We start from the raw sequence: 16,443 nt of genomic DNA on the forward strand, positions 1-16,443 counted from the left end.
CTACGCGTCGATGCGCGAGCGGTCCAGCGTCGCCGCGGAGCTGGAGATGAACTCCTTGCGCGGGGCGACGTCGTTGCCCATCAACAGGTCGAACACCTGCTCAGAGGCTTCGAGGTCGGTGATGTTGATCCGGCGCAGTGTGCGATGGCGCGGGTCCATGGTCGTCTCGGCCAACTGGTCTGCGTCCATCTCGCCGAGACCCTTGTAGCGCTGGATCGAGTCCTTGTACCGCACGTTCTTCCGCTGGAGCTCCAGCACGGTCTCTCGCAGCTCGCGGTCCGAGTAGGTGTAGATGTACTTGTCCTGGCCCTTCTTCGGCTGGCTGAGCTCGATGCGGTGCAGCGGCGGCACCGCCGCGAACACCCGGCCGGCCTCGACCATGGGCCGCATGTAGCGCTGGAAGAGCGTCAGCAGCAGAATGCGGATGTGCGCGCCGTCGACATCGGCGTCGACGAGAAGAATGATCTTCCCGTAGCGCGCCGCGTCGATGTCGAAGGTCCGGCCGGACCCGGCTCCTATGACCTGGATGATCGCGCCGCACTCGGCGTTCTTCAGCATGTCCGTGACGGACGCCTTCTGAACATTGAGGATCTTTCCGCGGATCGGCAGCAGCGCCTGGAACTCGGAGTTCCGCGCGAGCTTGGCGGTGCCGAGCGCCGAGTCCCCCTCGACGATGAACAGCTCGCTGCGCTCCACGTCGTCACTGCGGCAGTCGGCGAGCTTGGCCGGCAGCGAGGAGGACTCCAGAGCCGTCTTCCGCCGCTGGGCATCCTTGTGCTGGCGGGCCGCGATCCGTGTTCGGGCGGCGGAGACCGCCTTCTCCAGGACGACGCGGGCCTGTGCGGCCGCGTCCCGCTTCGTGGAGGTCAGGAACGCCTTGAGTTCCTTGGAGACCACGTTCGTCACGATGCGACGGGCCGCGGAGGTACCGAGCACCTCCTTCGTCTGCCCCTCGAACTGGGGCTCCGCCAGACGTACGGTGACAACGGCGGTGAGGCCCTCCAGGGCGTCGTCCTTGACGACGTCGTCCTCGGCGACGCGCAGCAGCTTCTTGGTGCGCAGCGCTTCGTTGATCGTCTTGGCGACAGCCTGTTCGAAGCCCGCGACGTGGGTTCCGCCCTTGGGCGTGGCGATGATGTTCACGTACGACCTGAGCGTCGTGTCGTAGCCCGTGCCCCAGCGCATCGCGACGTCGACACCCAGTTCACGGGTGACTTCGGTCGGAGTCATCTGCCCGTGGTCGTCGAGTACCGGGACCGTCTCCTTGAAGCTGCCCTGGCCGGAGAAACGGAGCACGTCACAGACAGGCTTGTCCGAGGCCAGGTACTCGCAGAACTCGCTGATGCCGCCGTCGAAACGGAAGGACTCCTCGCCCTTGCTGCCGCCCTCGCCGAGCCCGTACTCGTCCCGGACGACGATGGTCAGGCCGGGTACCAGGAAGGCGGTCTGGCGGGCTCGCTGGTGCAGGTGCTCCAGGGAGAGCTTGGCGTCCTTGAGGAAGATCTGACGGTCGGCCCAATACCGCACGCGCGTGCCCGTGCGGTTCTTGGGGACCTTCTTGAGCTTGCGCAGCCCGGACGACGCGTCGAACGCGGCATCGGCGCCGTCTCCCCTGAAGGCGCCGGGCGTGCCCCGCCGGAAGCTCACCGCGTGGGTATGGCCTCCACGGTCCACCTCGACGTCCAGGCGGGCCGAGAGCGCGTTCACCACGGAGGCGCCCACGCCGTGCAGACCGCCGGAGGCCGCGTACGAGCCGCCTCCGAACTTGCCTCCGGCGTGCAGCTTGGTCATCACGACCTCGATGCCCGACAGGCCGGTTTTGGGCTCGACATCGACCGGAATACCCCGGCCGTTGTCCCGCACCTCGACAGAGCCGTCGTCGTGCAGGGTCACGTCGATGTGGTTGCAGTGGTCTCCGAGGGCTTCGTCCACGGAGTTGTCGATGATCTCCCAGAGGCAGTGCATCAGACCGCGGCTGTCGGTCGATCCGATGTACATGCCCGGGCGCTTCCGCACGGCCTCGAGGCCTTCGAGGACGAGCAGGTGCCGCGCGGTGTAGTTGGAACCGTCCCGGTCTGCTCCGGTCAGCAGGGCTGTGGACGGCACGGACGTATCGGCGGTCACGCGGTTCGCTCCTCGCTGAATTTCAGTTGGGGCCCTTTTGGGTAAGGGTCCGGCTTCGGTCACCGGTCCGAGGGTACCGAGGCCTGGTAGAGCCGTTGTAACGCCACCCTCGTCCGAAACGCAGACTAGTCCAGACTCGCATGCATGTTCGATCCCTCGTTGGAGTGAAGTACATATCACGTTCCCTTCCAGGCATGAACCATTTAGGCTCCGGGCACGTCCTCAAGAACAACCGGCAAGCCAGCCGGGAGGACTGAACCTGACAGAGTGCGAAACCCGTAAGACACGAAGACACGCAATACGGCTCATTCGCCGCCAACCGGCAGCAGACAGCCGCCTCGGAAAGATTTTTTTCGAGGAAGAGCCACGAGCGGGAACGTTTTCGGCCTGGTTGGATGTTGACCCTGGTACGACAGCTCGTCGAGCTAGAGAAGAGGCGACGTGACTACTGTTCTGACCCCCGCGAGCCCACTGACGGCCGCTGACCGCTGCGACCGTTGCGGCGCCCAGGCATATCTGCGCGTCGTCCTCCTCAGCGGTGGTGAACTGCTCTTCTGTGCCCACCACGGGCGCAAGTTCGAGCCGGAACTCAAGAAGATCGCCGCTGAGATACAGGACGAGACGGAGCGGTTGACGGCCGCCCCGGCAAGCGCCACTGACGAAGAGCACTGACACTTCGCGCAGACGACGAGCCATCTCCGGCACAGGCCGGTGACCGAGCGGTCGCCCCTGGATCATTCAGGGGCGACCGCTCGTGCTCGTGTCCGCGGAAGCCGTCGGACGGATCTCAGCGGCCTCTTCTGAGCGCCGTGACGACCCCTGAGGCGCGCGTGTAGACCCCCGGGCTGCCTGCCCGCCCACAGCCACTCCCCCACGACACGAGGCCGATCAGCCGCCCCTGAGCGACCAGCGGCCCGCCGCTGTCGCCCTGACAGGCGTCCCGGCCACCGTCCGCCGCCCCCGCGCACAGCATGGAGCGGGCAAGATACGTTCCGTCCGCGCTGCCGGGATAGGCCTTCCCGCAGACGGCGTCGGACAGCACACGGACGCGTGCCGCTCGCAGAGCACTCGCGAAGTCGCCGCCCCCCGTCGTGTCGCCCCAGCCGTAGACCACAGCCTTCGTACCGGGCGCGTACACGGCGCTTCCGGGGCCGGCCACACGAATGACCGAGCCGGCGCCGAGCGGCCGCGCGAGGGTGAGCACGGCGAAGTCGCCTGCGTTCGTGTGGCCGTCGTACCGGGGGTTGATCCAGATGTCGCGTACGGCGATCTCGCTGCCCCCGCCCGCCCCCAGGTTCCCGCGGCCCGCGACGACCTTCAGATCCCGGACCTGCCGAGGGGGCGCGCCCAGCACTTCCTCGTTCAGACAGTGGGCGGCGGTCAACACCGTGGACCGCCCGGTCACCACGCCCCCGCAGAACTGTCCCGCACGTGTACCCCCGAACCGGTCACGGCTGGACAGGGCCACGGCCCAGGGAGTCTCGGAGATCTCGACCGGATAGCCGCCGATGACGACATCGGCCGTCGCGGGGGCCGGGAAGACCAGCGGTATCACGGCCACCGCGGCCACGAAGGCCAGTGCTCGGGCGAAGGGACGACGCATGCGTGCTCCTCACTCGCGGGTTGTCATGAGACACCCAGAGTGATCCAGATAGCGGCACTCCGCACTCCGCACGGACTGAGGGCCCGACTCCCTTGACGGGAAGACGGGCCCTCAGTGACGTACTTCGCCCGAGACCTAGTCGAGGTAGTCGCGCAGGACCTGCGAGCGCGACGGGTGACGCAGTTTCGACATCGTCTTGGACTCGATCTGGCGGATACGCTCACGCGTCACGCCGTACACCTTGCCGATCTCGTCGAGCGTCTTCGGCTGGCCGTCGGTGAGGCCGAAGCGCATCGAGACGACCCCCGCCTCGCGCTCGGACAGGGTGTCCAGGACCGAGTGCAGCTGCTCCTGAAGGAGCGTGAAGCTCACCGCGTCGGCCGGGACGACCGCCTCGGAGTCCTCGATGAGGTCACCGAACTCGCTGTCGCCGTCCTCACCCAACGGGGTGTGGAGGGAGATCGGCTCACGACCGTACTTCTGGACCTCGATGACCTTCTCGGGGGTCATGTCGAGTTCCTTGGCCAGCTCCTCCGGGGTGGGCTCGCGGCCCAGGTCCTGAAGCATCTGGCGCTGCACGCGCGCGAGCTTGTTGATGACCTCGACCATGTGCACCGGGATACGGATGGTGCGGGCCTGGTCGGCCATGGCGCGGGTGATCGCCTGACGGATCCACCACGTGGCGTACGTCGAGAACTTGTAGCCCTTGGTGTAGTCGAACTTCTCCACCGCGCGGATCAGACCGAGGTTGCCCTCCTGGATGAGGTCCAGGAAGAGCATGCCGCGGCCGGTGTAACGCTTGGCCAGGGAGACCACCAGACGGAGGTTGGCCTCCAGGAGGTGGTTCTTGGCGCGGCGGCCGTCCTCGGCGATGATCTCCAGCTCGCGCTTGAGCTTCGGCGCGAGCTTGTCGGCGTTGGCCAGCTTGTCCTCGGCGAACAGACCGGCCTCGATGCGCTTGGCGAGCTCGACCTCCTGCTCGGCGTTGAGCAGCGGGACCTTGCCGATCTGCTTGAGGTAGTCCTTGACGGGGTCGGCGGTGGCACCGGCGGCGGCGACCTGCTGCGCGGGCGCGTCGTCCTCGTCCTCGTCGGACAGGACGAAGCCCTGCGCGCCGTCCTCGGTGGTCCCCTCGCCGGCCTTCGCCGTGCCCGGGGTCTCCTCGGCCTCGTCGTCGTCGACCTGCTCGGCGTCGTCCTTCTTGCCGGCGGTCTTCTTGGCCACTGCCTTCTTGGCGACGGCCTTCTTCGCGACGGCCTTCTTGGCGGTCGTCTTCTTGGCCGCGGCCTTCTTGACCGCCGCGTCCTCGGCGGGAGCGTCGGCGTCAGGCATGACCGGCGTGGCGGTGGCGGTGGCCTTCTTGGCCGTCGCCGTCTTCGCCGCGACGGTCTTGGTGGCGGTGCGCTTGGCGGGACTCTTCGCTGCGACGCTCTTCCGGGTGCGCTTGGGCTCCGCGGCACTGACCATCAGCGTCACACCCTCTTCCTCGAGGATCTGGTTGAGGCTGCGCAGTACGTTCTTCCACTGAGTGGCCGGAATCTGGTCAGCCTCGAAGGCCCGACGCACGTCGTCGCCGGCGATCTGCCCCTCAGCCTTTCCCCGCTCAATGAGCGCCATGACAGAGACGGACTCGGCGATCTCCGGCGGGAGCGTACGGGATGTGCTGGCCGACACGAACAACCTCTCGGAACGTTGGAAAACGGCTTCCGGCCCCGTCCACTGCGGACCGGAGCCGACGACCGCCGGCTTTGGAATGGGCCGACGACGCGGGCGAGGGCCGGGAAGAGTCACAGCGCCTGAAGCGGCGCCCGTATTCCCTACTCGGCTGTCACCTCTTAGGTCATCGCGCTGTCCCGAAGAGCGTTACGCCCAATCCACGTGGCCCGAGTCACACTCGAAAGCGCCCAAAAGCAGCTGGATGCCGTCATAGGTGGTCAGCCGACCATTACAGCCTCTCATCGCACCGCCGGGCCCTCCGAATCCTTTCGGAATCCGGTGGGGCCCGGCGGCAGACCGCTCCCCGGCCCGGCGATGCCACGCGGGGCGCCCTCTCCCGACCGCGCCGCCTGCGGTACGCGGTCAGTGCTCGCGCGGCGCGGGCACGACGCGCTCCACCTCGGGGTGGACGGTGAGCAGTTGCCGCATGGCCGCCTCGGCGCCCGAGGCGTCGCCCGCCGCGAGGGCGTCGGCGATGCGGGCATGGTGTGCGAGAGAGGCCTCGTTCGGCCGGTCGCAGCCCGTGACCGGGTTACCGGAGACCTGGAGCGCGGCCGACACGATCCCGGAGAGATGCTCCAGCATGCGGTTGCCTGCGACCTGGATGAGCAGGGAGTGGAACTCCGCGTCGGCCCGCGAGAAGGTGAGCGCGTCACCCTGCCCCATCGCATGACCCATGATCTCGACCATGTCGGTGAGCCGCTGCTGGACCTCCGGCCGACCGTGTCCGGCGGCGAGGCGGGCGGCCAGCGGCTCGATCGTCCAGCGCAGCTCGCTCAGCTCACGCCGCTGATCGTCGCGCTGCGGCCCGAAGGCGCGCCACTCGATGATGTCCGGGTCCAGGAGGTTCCAGTCACTGACCGGACGGACGCGCGTACCGACATTGGGGCGGGCGCTGACCAGCCCCTTCGCCTCAAGGACACGGAGGGACTCACGGACGACGGTGCGGGAGACCTCGAATCGCTGGCCGATCTCCTCGGGCACGAGCGGCCGGTCGGCGCCCAGGTCACCGGAGACGATCATCTGACCCAGTTGCTGAACCAGTTGACCGTGCAGGCCGCGGCCGCGACTGCCGGCGGTGCGTCGGCCCACGCGGCCCAGCTCCGGGTCCGTGGCGTCCCAGACCGAGGTGCTGACGCGATCTGCGCCGGAGGTCTCCGCATAGGGGTAACGATCGAGTTCGCCCGGACCGGCGAGGCCGGAGTCTGCGGAACGGGCGGCGGTCATCATGGCGTGCGCAAGGGTAGTCACGGATCATTTGTCGGCGCCGCCTCCAACTCCCTTGAGGTCTTTGGTGAAAAGCACACGAAAGGGTGATCGCTCACCCCGTCGCAATTGACGCCTTATCGGAAGGAAGTGGGCGTTCTGTGCGGAGTTGCGCGCACGAGGGGAACACACGTGCACAGACGGCTGTCATCGGACCCTGCTCCGCAGGGTTGTGAGCAGATATGCGCAGAGCAGAGCCGTGAGTGACAACATCAGCGCGCCGCCGACAGGTTGGGCGACCACGCCTGCGGCAGCAGCCAGATAGTGCTCACCCCCGAACGGCCACTGCACCAGTACGAGCTCACGCAGCCGGGTCGAAAGCCCGGCAGCCGTCCGAACCGACGGCCCTTCCAGAACCTTTTGTACGACTGGCACGACGAGGATCGGCACAGCGAGAACCGCCGCGAGTCCGGCGGTCGTGGACCGGAAGATGCCCGCCGCCAGAACACCCGCCCACGCACAGCCGGTCACGAGACCGATCCAACTCGCGCTCAGCGAGATCCAGTCCGGGGGGACTCCGGTCAGCTCCCGTCCGTAGACGATGTGGAGCAGTCCGGCGTTCACGCCGACCACGGCGAGGGCCAGCGTCAGCGCGGTGACTGCGGCGACGACGATTTTCGCGGCCAGCAGCCCCAGGCGGCGGGGGACGGTGCCGCGGTCCGCCGCCAGGGCGGGGTGCCGGAACTCGTCGCCGAAGGCGAAGGCGCCGAGCAGCCCCGCGCCGAGTGCCGCCGGCGGCAGCGGAAAGTCCCGCGGCCACGCGGCGAGCAGACGTGGCTGCGGCGTGTGCCCCGTCCTGGCCAGGAGTACGGAGATGAGGGCGGAGGCGACGAGCACGGCGACCGCGGTCAGCCAGCCCGTAGCGACCCCCGCCGCGCGGCGCAGTTCGTAGCGCAGCGGACGCAAAGGGCCCGCGCCGGGGCGGACGGCGATGGGCGGCGGCAGTGGGGACAACTCGTGGGCGCCCGGCGCCTCCGCGGTCCGTGCGGGCGCCTCGGCCTCGCCAGGGCCCTTTGCGGGCCCCCGCACGGGCGCGGGTCCCATATCGCCGACCTCGTCCGCGAGTTGGTGTACGAGGATGCCATGCCGGTAGGCGGCCTCGCCGACATCGGCACAGGTGCTGCCGTACACGGAGAGGCGGTTGCCGTCCTCCTGCACGACTTCCACGGAGTGCCGGCCGGCGCGGGCCTCCTTGGTCAGCAGAGCGCCGAGCCGGGTGGCATGCGGGCTGCGCACGGCGACGCGCGGCCGGAGCCGGGTGCGCGAGAAGTCTGCGACCTCCTGGTCGGCGACGAGCCTGCCCTTTTCCAGCGTGACGACCCGGTCGGCGGTCCGCGCGGCCTCCTTCGGGTCGTCCGTGGCGAACAGTACGGTGCCGCCCGCACCGGCATGGGCGCGCAGAACCCCGTGCAGCCAGCGGCTTTCGCGAACGGAGAGTCCGTCGGCGACACCGTCGAGGACCAGGGTGTGCGGGTCGGGCAGCAGGGCACAGGCCAGGCCCAGACGACGGTCCATGCCGCGTGAGAGGGTGCCCAGACGTTCGTCGCGCAGACTGACGAGGCCCACCACTTCCAGGACGTCGTCGGCGCGCCCTGCGGGTACGCCCGCCGCGGCGCACAGCATGCGGAGCTGACCTCGGACCGTACGCGCCGGATGGCCGGGCACCTCACCGAGGAGGACACCCACCTCACGCGAGGGGTGGGAGATGCGGTGCAGCGGGCGGCCTCTGAAGTAGGTGACTCCGCGGCCCTGTTGCAGTTCGAGCATGAGCCTGAGCGTGGTCGACTTGCCCGCGCCCGGGGCTCCCAGAAGCGCCGTGACATGGCCTGCGGGCGCCTCGAAGGAGACGTCGTCGACAGCGGAGGGAAGCTCCTTGCGGGTGTTGCTGGTCAGTCCGATGGCCTGGATCACCCGAAGCAAGATAGCGCGACATGTACCGTTTTACGGGCATCTCAGACATGCTCGGGAGCATGCTCCATGCCGCTCCGGCCACTTGGCCGGACCTGCCGCCCCGGAACTCCCCTACTGGCCGGCCTCCGGGCGGCGGGCGGCGGGCGGCGGGCGGCGGGCGGCGGGCGGCGGGCGGCGGGCGGCGTCAGACTTCGGGGCGGAGCATCGGCGGGTTGAGCAGTGTGGCGCCACCCGCACGGAAGAGCTGCGCGGGGCGGCCGCCCTGCCGGGTCGTCGTCCCGCCCGTGGGGACGAGGAAGCCCGGCGTGCCGGTCACCTTGCGGTGGAAGTTGCGCGGGTCGAGCGCCACTCCCCACACCGCCTCGTACACCCGGCGCAGTTCGCCGACCGTGAACTCGGGCGGGCAGAAGGCGGTGGCCAGCGACGAGTACTCGATCTTGGAACGGGCGCGCTCCACACCGTCCGCGAGGATCTGGGCGTGGTCGAAGGCGAGCGGCGCGGCCTGTTCTCCGTCACGGCCGTAGCCGCCCTGCTGGAGCAGGTCCTCGACGGGAGCCCACCGTGCGCTGTGGGCGTCTCCGCCCGCCCTGGGCGCGGGCAGGTCGGGCGCGAGGGCGAGATGGGCGACGCTGACGACCCTCATCCGCGGGTCGCGCTTGGGGTCACCGTAGGTCCCGAGCTGTTCCAGATGCGCCCCGTTCGCCTGTGCGGGAGCGTCCGGGTCGTGGGCGCACAGCCCGGTCTCCTCCATCAGCTCGCGTGCCGCGGCCTGTGACAGGTCCTCGTCCGGCCGCACGAAACCGCCGGGAAGCGCCCACCGCGACTGAAAGGGCGGCTCACCCCTCCGTACCGCCAGCGCGCACAGGGCGTGACGACGCACGGTCAGCACGACCAGGTCAACGGTGACGGCGAACGGCGCGAAAGCTGACGGGTCGTAGGGCATGCGGCGATCATAGTCGTCTGCCTGACGATAAACACTCCCTTCGCCGGTCGCTTACCTGGCCGGCCCACAGGGCTCGAACAGGCCGACCACAACCTCCGCAGACCCCCGCCTCACCCTCGGCGCGCCCTCACGCTCCCAGCTGCAGCCCGTCGGCGGCCTCCTCCACCACGGCGAGGCCGAGCCTGCTGACGCGTACGGAGAAGGCGGCGCCCGCGACGCGAAGGCCGGTCAGCTCGATCTCCCCCAGGGGAGCCCCACGGACCGGACGCAGTGTCACAGTGCGAGCCGGGGCGTCGGGGCGGATTCCGGCGAGGGTGGTGAGCAGGAGGACACCGGCGGCCGCTGCTGTGGCCGCCGGTCTGCAGGCCGTGGGATGCGGTGCCGGGGCACCACCTTCCGCTCGCCGTTCCCCCGCGTACATCTCGGGCAGCCGGTGACCGAAGGCCTCGGCGGCCGACAGCACCCCCAGCAGGAGTGAACTCGCCTCCTTCTCGTAGCCCGCGGCGGCCAGCCCCGCCACGGCGAGAGCCGTCTCGTGCACGCGCACGGCCCCGCTCCGATGCCCGAACGGGTTGTAGCCGATCTCCTTCGCACCGAGGCTGCGCAGCCCCCAGCCCGAGTCCATGGCGGGCCCGCCGAGCAGTCTCGCGAGTTGTTCCGTCTGCACCTTGTCGAGCAGGCCCGGGGCCGGTGCGCCGGCGCCGAGCAGTCCGGTGTCGAGCAGATGGACGCTGCCGGCGCCGAGGTGCGGCACAAGCCGCTTCCCCGGCAGGCGGGCCGCGGCCGGTCTGCCGCCGCCCCTGTCCTCGATCCAGAAGTCCTCCTGGAACGCGGTTCTCATCTCCCCCGCCCACCCCCGCAGCTCGGCACCGCCTCCCCTGCCGTACGCGTCGAGGAGGTCGGCGCCCAGCAGAGCGGCCCGGTGAGCGTGCGCCTGGGTCTCACAGCGCCATGGGCCGCCCGGGTTCGGGTCCGACAGATACATATCGTCGCCTGCAGCGGTTCGCAGCCACTGGAGGCAACGCTCGGCCGCCGGCAGCAGCTCTTCGGTCTCCGGCTCGGAGAGCCCCCAGCGCCGGGCCTCCGCAAGGACCACGGGGAACAGCAAGGTCGCTTCCTGGCCCGTACAGCTCGGTGGCAGTTGGGCGCCGGCTTGCCGTCGCGGGCCTGGAATCAGGCCGGATCGTGGCCCCGCTCCCACGAGTTGGGTGCGGGCGAGGGTCCGCAGGGTGCCGGCGGCGAGACGCGTGCCCAGCGGCAGGGTCATGCGCGCTGCCGCGAGGGCCTCGGCCGGTGCCATGCCGCAGCGCCAGGGTGCCCCGGCCGCCAGATGTGTGTCGGACGGCTGTACGGGATCACGCAGGAGCAGCGCCCGAAGGTCCTCGATGCTCGTGCGCAGAAGCGTCTCAACCCGTGAATCGTCACCCGTGGCCCGTGCCGGCGCGAGCGGGCTCGTGGCGCCGCGCGCGACAGCTCGAATGGGCCCCGCCCCGGCCGGACCCACCCTCAGCTCCACGCTTCGGGTGCCGCCGGGCGGCAGTTCGAACTCCCAGCGCAGCAGTCCGGCAGAGGCCAGCGCGTCCGAAGGAGGCGGGTCGGCCGTGACGACGGAGTGCCCGGCGGCCGACGACCACCGCATGCCGGAGTCATACACACTGGCCGGCAGGTCGGGGCCTGACCTCCCCGCGGCGACCGCGCCCAGTTCTGCCAGGTCCGTGCCGAGTGCCACCTCTACGGGGAGACGCAGAGGACGGTGTGCCGCGCTGCGCAGGGTGATCCGCTCCGTGCCGTCCGCGTACCGCGTCCGTTCGACCAGGACATCCGGGTCGGGTCCACCGTCGGCGGTCAGGCTCAGGGTCGCCACGAACCGTGCCTGATCGGCCGCGATCATCCGGGCCTGGACTGCGAGTGGCTCCCGCCCCGCCACCCGCAGGCGGCATCGGGAGAGCATGCGCCGGCCCGATCGGTAGAAACCCTCCAACCCGTGACCGGTCAACTGACCCTGTTCCGTGGAGATCGCGAGCCCCGGCAGGGCGACACAGATCAGTGCGGTGTGCGCGGTCGGCAGGTTCATCGAGCCGCGCGGCCCGCCCGACGCCGTCGGCGGGGCCGGCGCGGCGCCGCGGCCTATGGAGGGCTGTGCGGACCTGCGAAAGGCAGGCGGGTCGCTGTTCGGAACGGGCGGCATGGAGGCCGGGACGGGCAGAGACATGGGGCGGCTTCTTCCGTGCTCCGTTGGCTGAGTGGATGCTCGGCGAAAGTGGCGGGCTCGGTGATGTGTGGGCGCTCGGCGATGTGGCGGACTCGGCGACGCGTGAGGCTCCGGCAGGGAAGCCGATGCGACGGCACGGCACAGCGGGAAGCTGCACCACTCAGGTGAACGGGGAGGGCCTCGCCCGAGTCACGCCCCGGTTCGCGGGGTCCCGTCGAACGAACCCGACAGCCCCCGTCCACACCCGACCGCCCCTCCCTCAGGTGTCGCCCTTCGGTGTGCCGGGCCGCCCTGCGCCCCGGCGAGACCGAGTCGCACCCCTCGCACCCCTCGCGCCGTCACCGGCCCGGCCCGGTCCTTCCGCTGTGGGAGCCCCGGAACCGGAAGGCGTGGACCGGGGTCGGCGCGTACCCCCGGCGCCCGCCGACCGGGAGCCGGGCCGGTCGGCCGCGCTCTCCGTGGCCCGCGACCCGCGTCGGCGGCGGGTAGGTCCCCCGGGCGACTTCGCCGGAGCACACCCGGGGCGTCCGTCGGCGTCGACCGATGACGCCGACGACACCGACGACGCAACCGCATCCCCCTCCACGCGATCCGCCCGCTCCCCACGGAGGCAGCGGCGGATCGACTCCGGGTCCAGGCCCTCGTTGCACGCCTGGTGGAGCAGGCGGGCGAAGAGGTATCCGGAATCCGCCCCGAGCGCCATGGCCAGGGCTTCGCGAGCTTCCAGTTCGTCGCCGGAGGACCAGGCGACCCATCCGGCCAGCGTGAGCGGAGCCGCGGCGTGCTCCCCGTACGATCCCACGCAACGGCGGGCCAGGGCGCGCCAGAGGCGCAGGGCCGGTCCGGCCTCGTCGTCCTCCATCCACTCCGCGGCCCGGTCCCGTGTCGTGCGGTCCTGCAGGCCGAGGATCAGCGTGGCTGCCTCATCGTGACGCAGCAGTTCGTCGTCCCGGAGATCCGCCGGAAGCGTGCCCGTTCCACGGGCCGCAGGGGTGACGTCGGCGAACCTGCGCATGACCTGGTGAGCCAGCTCCAGGGTCTGGGCCGCCACACCTGCGCGACTTTCGTCGTCCAGAATTCGAGGAATCAGCGCCATGCTCACCGCGTCGAGGGCGGACTCCTGCTCCGACGCCGCTTCGGTCTCCCACGGGGTGAGCCTCGCCCGCAGCTCCCGCAGACTGCCCCGCACCTGAAGCCCGGCGTAGGTGGCAGCGGCGGCCAGCACAGAGGTACCGGGCAGCCCCATGGACGTACCGTCCGGCGGGCAGCAGTGCTCGCTGGGGCAGCAGTACGACCAGAAGCGGCCGTCCGAGATGCACATGGCCTCGATCACCGGGACGTCGAGTACTCCGCAGGCCGTGCGCAGCAGTTGCGCGAGCGGGCGCAGACGTTCCATGACAGCCTGGCCCGATTCTCCTTGCCTGGGGTCCTGGCAGAGGAAGGCGACCATGCTCTCGGGCAGCGCGCCCCTGCGTTCGCTGCCCTTCACCAGACCGTGCGTCAGCTGTTGCGCCACGGAAGGCCAGTCGTCCGCGTGGCTCGGGATGCCGAGTCGGGCCCGTCCGCCGAAACGGCCACGCCCGTCCTTGTCGTGGAGAGCGACGAGCACGATGCTGTCCTCGGGCCGGTACCCGAGCAAGTACGGCAGGGCATCGGCCAGTTCGGCCGGGGTGCGGAGGGTGACCTGGCGCTCGGGACACGGGGTGTCCGTCGCGCCATGTGCCAAGCCGGCAGAGCCCGCACCGTCACGGCCTTTCCCGCACTCACCGCGGCCCACGGCCGGTCCGCCTCGCTTCGAGGTGCCGCCCCTGCCCCACGAGTCGACCTCGCCGCTCACCACGTCAGGCCCGGAATGCCCCGGGCCTGACCCGACGCTTGCTTCGCCACCTCCGCCGTGAGAGTCCCGCTGGTACCCGTCCGCTTCCCCGGACCGGCTCAGCCCGCCCTTTGCGGCTTGCCCATCCTCTGCGGCTTGCCCGCCCTCCCCGCCCTGCCTGCCGATCTCTTCGCATCCGCTGATGTCACCGTCGCCGAGGTTCCCGGCCGGTTCGCTGTGGTTCGTCATGCCGTGACGATCCCGCGAATCCCGGAATGCCGCTTCGCCCTGTGGATAACCACGACCATGACCACGTCAGGAGTTGTCCACAGTGAGGGCGCCGGGAGTCGCCTACCCGGCCAGAGCGAGGGTGAGTGGGAGTACCTGGTCGGCTCCGGTCCGGCGCAGCAGGCGTGCGCCTACGGCCAGAGTCCAGCCGGAGTCGGTGTAGTCGTCGACGAGCAGGACCGGGCCGGGGGCGCCGGCCAGGGCGGACGCCAGTTCATCGGGCACGGCGAACGAGGCAGCCAGGGCGCGCAGCCGCTGAGCGGAGTTGCTGCGGTGTGCCGCGTACTCGCCGGCCTCCTCGGTGTAGGCCAGGCTGCCCAGGAACGGGAGCCTGCCGACCCGGGCCAGGCCGTCCGCGAGTGAGGTCACCAGCTGCGGGCGGGTGCGGGACGGCATGGCGACGATTCCCACCGGCCGTGCCATCGCGTCGGGGGAGCCGCCGGCCCAGCCGCCCGGCGAGCGGGCCCAGTCGGCCACCACCGTCACGACGGCCGCGAGCACGTCGTCCGGGATCTGCCCGTCAACGGCCTGCTCCGACAGGAGCGGACGCAGCCGGTTGCCCCAGCCGATGTCCGAGAGCCGTCCGAGCGCACGCCCGGTGGCCGCCTGCTGTCCCACGGGGATACGGCCTTTGAGGTCGACCCCGACCGCGGGCATGCCCGAGGGCCACATGCGGCGCGGTTCGACCTCGACCCCCGGGCGGTCCAGTTCGCCTGTCGCTGCCGCGAGGGCCCCGGGCGAGATGGCGGGGTCGAGCCAGGGCCCGGCACAGTTGTCACAGCGACCGCACGGGACCGCCTTCTCGTCGTCCAACTGCCGCTGCAAGAACTCCATCCGGCACGCCGTGGTCGCCACATAGTCGCGCATCGCCTGCTGCTCGGTGGTCCGCTGCTCGGCGACCCAGGCGTAGCGCTCGGTGTCGTACGTCCAGGGCACGCCCGTGGCGGTCCAGCCCCCCTTCACCCGCTTGACCGCGCCGTCCACGTCCAGGACCTTCAGCATCGTCTCCAGCCGCGAACGCCGAAGATCCACCAACGGCTCCAGCGCCGGCAGCGACAACGGACGACCGGCCTCCTCCAGTACCGCCAGCGTGCGCCGCACCTGCTCCTCGGGCGGGAAACCCACCGACGCGAAGTACGCCCAGATCGCCTCGTCCTCCCGCCCCGGCAGCAGCAGCACATCCGCATGGTCAACACCACGTCCCGCACGGCCCACCTGCTGGTAGTACGCGATCGGGGACGACGGCGATCCCAGGTGCACCACGAAACCCAGGTCCGGCTTGTCGAAACCCATCCCCAGTGCCGAGGTCGCCACCAGGGCCTTCACCCGGTTCGCCAGCAGATCCTCCTCGGCCTGCAACCGGTCGGCGTTCTCCGTCTTGCCCGTGTAGGAAGCCACCGGGTACCCCCGCTGCCGCAGGAACGCCGCGACCTCCTCCGCCGTCGCCACCGTCAGCGTGTAGATGATCCCGGAACCCGGCAGATCCCCCAGCCGCTCCCCGAGCCACGCCAGGCGATGCGCGGCATTCGGCAACTCCAGCACACCCAGCCGCAGGCTCTCCCGGTCCAGCGGCCCCCGCAGAACCAGGGCACCTCCACCCCCTGTCCCCAACTGCTCGGCCACATCAGCGGTCACCCGCTCGTTCGCGGTCGCCGTCGTGGCCAGCACCGGCACACCGGCCGGCAACTCCGCCAACATCGTGCGCAACCGGCGGTAGTCGGGGCGGAAGTCGTGACCCCAGTCGGAGATGCAGTGCGCCTCGTCGACCACCAGCAGGCCTGTCGTGGCCGCGAGTTTGGGCAGAACCTGGTCGCGGAAATCCACCGAATTAAGGCGTTCCGGACTTACGAGGAGAACATCGGTCTCACCGCGCTCGACCTCCCCGTAGATGGTGTCCCACTCCTCCGGGTTGGCCGAGTTGATCGTGCGCGCCTGGATGCCGGCCCGCGCCGCCGACTCGACCTGGTTGCGCATCAGCGCCAGCAGCGGCGAGATGATCACTGTGGGGCCCGCCCCACGCCGACGCAGCAGGGCGGTGGCCACGAAGTACACGGCAGACTTGCCCCAGCCCGTGCGCTGCACCACCAGTGCACGCCGACGCTCCTCGACCAGGGCCGCCACCGCGTGCCACTGGTCCTCCCGCAGCCGCGCCGAACCGCCCGGATCACCGACCAGCTCGGCGAGGATGGCGTCGGCCTCGGTACGCAGCTCCTGGTTACTCATGCCCCCATGCAACCCCACAGCACCGACAACGGCCCAATCCCCCGCCGCGACGAAGCGCGAACGCCCCTTTCCACCAGCCGCCCGCCCCGGCCCGCGGCGCTCACCCAGGCCGAAGGTCCCGTTCTGCTCGTGGACGGCACGACCGTCATCGGCCGGGCGCCCACGGTGGCCGCGCGCGCCCTCCGGCGGGTCGGCACACGAGAGGCTTTGCAGACCGGTGCGCAGGAGGGGTTGCGGGCCGGTACACAGGAGGTGTTGCCGCTGGTCCTCGCTGTGCGAGGGTGATTCTTACGGTGCGATGATGGGTATCGGTCAGGGATATAGACGGCTGATCGTCAGAT

11 protein-coding genes are annotated in these 16,443 nt (G+C 70.4%); 2 read left to right on the forward strand and 9 right to left on the reverse strand.

Features of this window, described 5'->3' with window-relative positions:
• Positions 1-2,124, reverse strand: a complete 2,124-nt coding sequence (locus AB0D14_RS24550; RefSeq protein ID WP_362782567.1) for a DNA topoisomerase IV subunit B — start codon at positions 2,122-2,124, stop codon at positions 1-3.
• 441 nt (positions 2,125-2,565) lie between these two features.
• On the opposite strand from AB0D14_RS24550, the gene AB0D14_RS24555 reads away from it, so the two are divergent.
• Positions 2,566-2,796, forward strand: a complete 231-nt coding sequence (locus AB0D14_RS24555; RefSeq protein ID WP_362782568.1) for a hypothetical protein — start codon at positions 2,566-2,568, stop codon at positions 2,794-2,796.
• Between the two features lie 115 nt (positions 2,797-2,911).
• Here the strand turns inward: AB0D14_RS24555 and AB0D14_RS24560 are convergent, their stop codons facing one another.
• The 8 genes from AB0D14_RS24560 to AB0D14_RS24595 form a co-directional block, all read right to left on the reverse strand.
• Entirely contained in the window at positions 2,912-3,727 is an 816-nt protein-coding gene (locus AB0D14_RS24560; protein ID WP_362782570.1) for a serine protease, read from the reverse strand.
• A 135-nt stretch (positions 3,728-3,862) separates the two neighbouring features.
• Complete coding sequence (locus AB0D14_RS24565; RefSeq protein ID WP_362782573.1) at positions 3,863-5,401, reverse strand: RNA polymerase sigma factor; 1,539 nt, start codon at positions 5,399-5,401, stop codon at positions 3,863-3,865.
• 405 nt (positions 5,402-5,806) lie between these two features.
• Complete coding sequence (locus AB0D14_RS24570; RefSeq protein ID WP_362782575.1) at positions 5,807-6,694, reverse strand: FadR/GntR family transcriptional regulator; 888 nt, start codon at positions 6,692-6,694, stop codon at positions 5,807-5,809.
• Positions 6,695-6,856: 162 nt separating this feature from the next.
• Complete coding sequence (locus AB0D14_RS24575) at positions 6,857-8,620, reverse strand: ABC transporter ATP-binding protein (protein ID WP_362782577.1); 1,764 nt, start codon at positions 8,618-8,620, stop codon at positions 6,857-6,859.
• Positions 8,621-8,804: 184 nt separating this feature from the next.
• Positions 8,805-9,563: an NUDIX hydrolase gene (locus AB0D14_RS24580; RefSeq protein WP_362782580.1), complete on the reverse strand. Its 759-nt coding sequence runs from the start codon at positions 9,561-9,563 to the stop codon at positions 8,805-8,807.
• 127 nt (positions 9,564-9,690) lie between these two features.
• The gene (locus AB0D14_RS24585; RefSeq protein ID WP_362782696.1) at positions 9,691-11,637 is read right to left on the reverse strand and encodes a glycogen debranching N-terminal domain-containing protein; all 1,947 of its coding nucleotides are present in this window, start codon (positions 11,635-11,637) and stop codon (positions 9,691-9,693) included.
• 397 nt (positions 11,638-12,034) lie between these two features.
• Positions 12,035-13,501 (reverse strand): DUF4192 domain-containing protein, encoded by a 1,467-nt coding sequence (locus AB0D14_RS24590; RefSeq protein ID WP_362782581.1) that lies wholly within the window; start codon positions 13,499-13,501, stop codon positions 12,035-12,037.
• 441 nt (positions 13,502-13,942) lie between these two features.
• On the reverse strand, positions 13,943-16,102 hold the full coding sequence (locus AB0D14_RS24595; protein ID WP_362782584.1) for a RecQ family ATP-dependent DNA helicase: 2,160 nt from the start codon (positions 16,100-16,102) through the stop codon (positions 13,943-13,945).
• 6 nt (positions 16,103-16,108) lie between these two features.
• Here AB0D14_RS24595 and AB0D14_RS24600 point away from each other — a divergent pair, with 6 nt between their 5' ends.
• Positions 16,109-16,387: a hypothetical protein gene (locus AB0D14_RS24600; protein WP_362782587.1), complete on the forward strand. Its 279-nt coding sequence runs from the start codon at positions 16,109-16,111 to the stop codon at positions 16,385-16,387.
• Positions 16,388-16,443 lie beyond the last annotated feature (56 nt).

This window comes from Streptomyces sp. NPDC048484 (genome assembly GCF_040651415.1).
GTDB lineage: Bacteria > Actinomycetota > Actinomycetes > Streptomycetales > Streptomycetaceae > Streptomyces.

What these genes read in the sequence shown, in the direction of transcription:
- AB0D14_RS24560 (WP_362782570.1), bottom strand. Translation starts at nt 3,727, where the DNA reads ATGCGTCGTCCCTTCGCCCGAGCACTGGCCTTCGTGGCCGCGGTGGCC.
- AB0D14_RS24580 (WP_362782580.1), bottom strand. Translation starts at nt 9,563, where the DNA reads ATGCCCTACGACCCGTCAGCTTTCGCGCCGTTCGCCGTCACCGTTGAC.
- AB0D14_RS24585 (WP_362782696.1), bottom strand. Translation starts at nt 11,637, where the DNA reads ATGAACCTGCCGACCGCGCACACCGCACTGATCTGTGTCGCCCTGCCG.
- AB0D14_RS24595 (WP_362782584.1), bottom strand. Translation starts at nt 16,102, where the DNA reads ATGAGTAACCAGGAGCTGCGTACCGAGGCCGACGCCATCCTCGCCGAG.
- AB0D14_RS24600 (WP_362782587.1), top strand. Translation starts at nt 16,109, where the DNA reads ATGCAACCCCACAGCACCGACAACGGCCCAATCCCCCGCCGCGACGAA.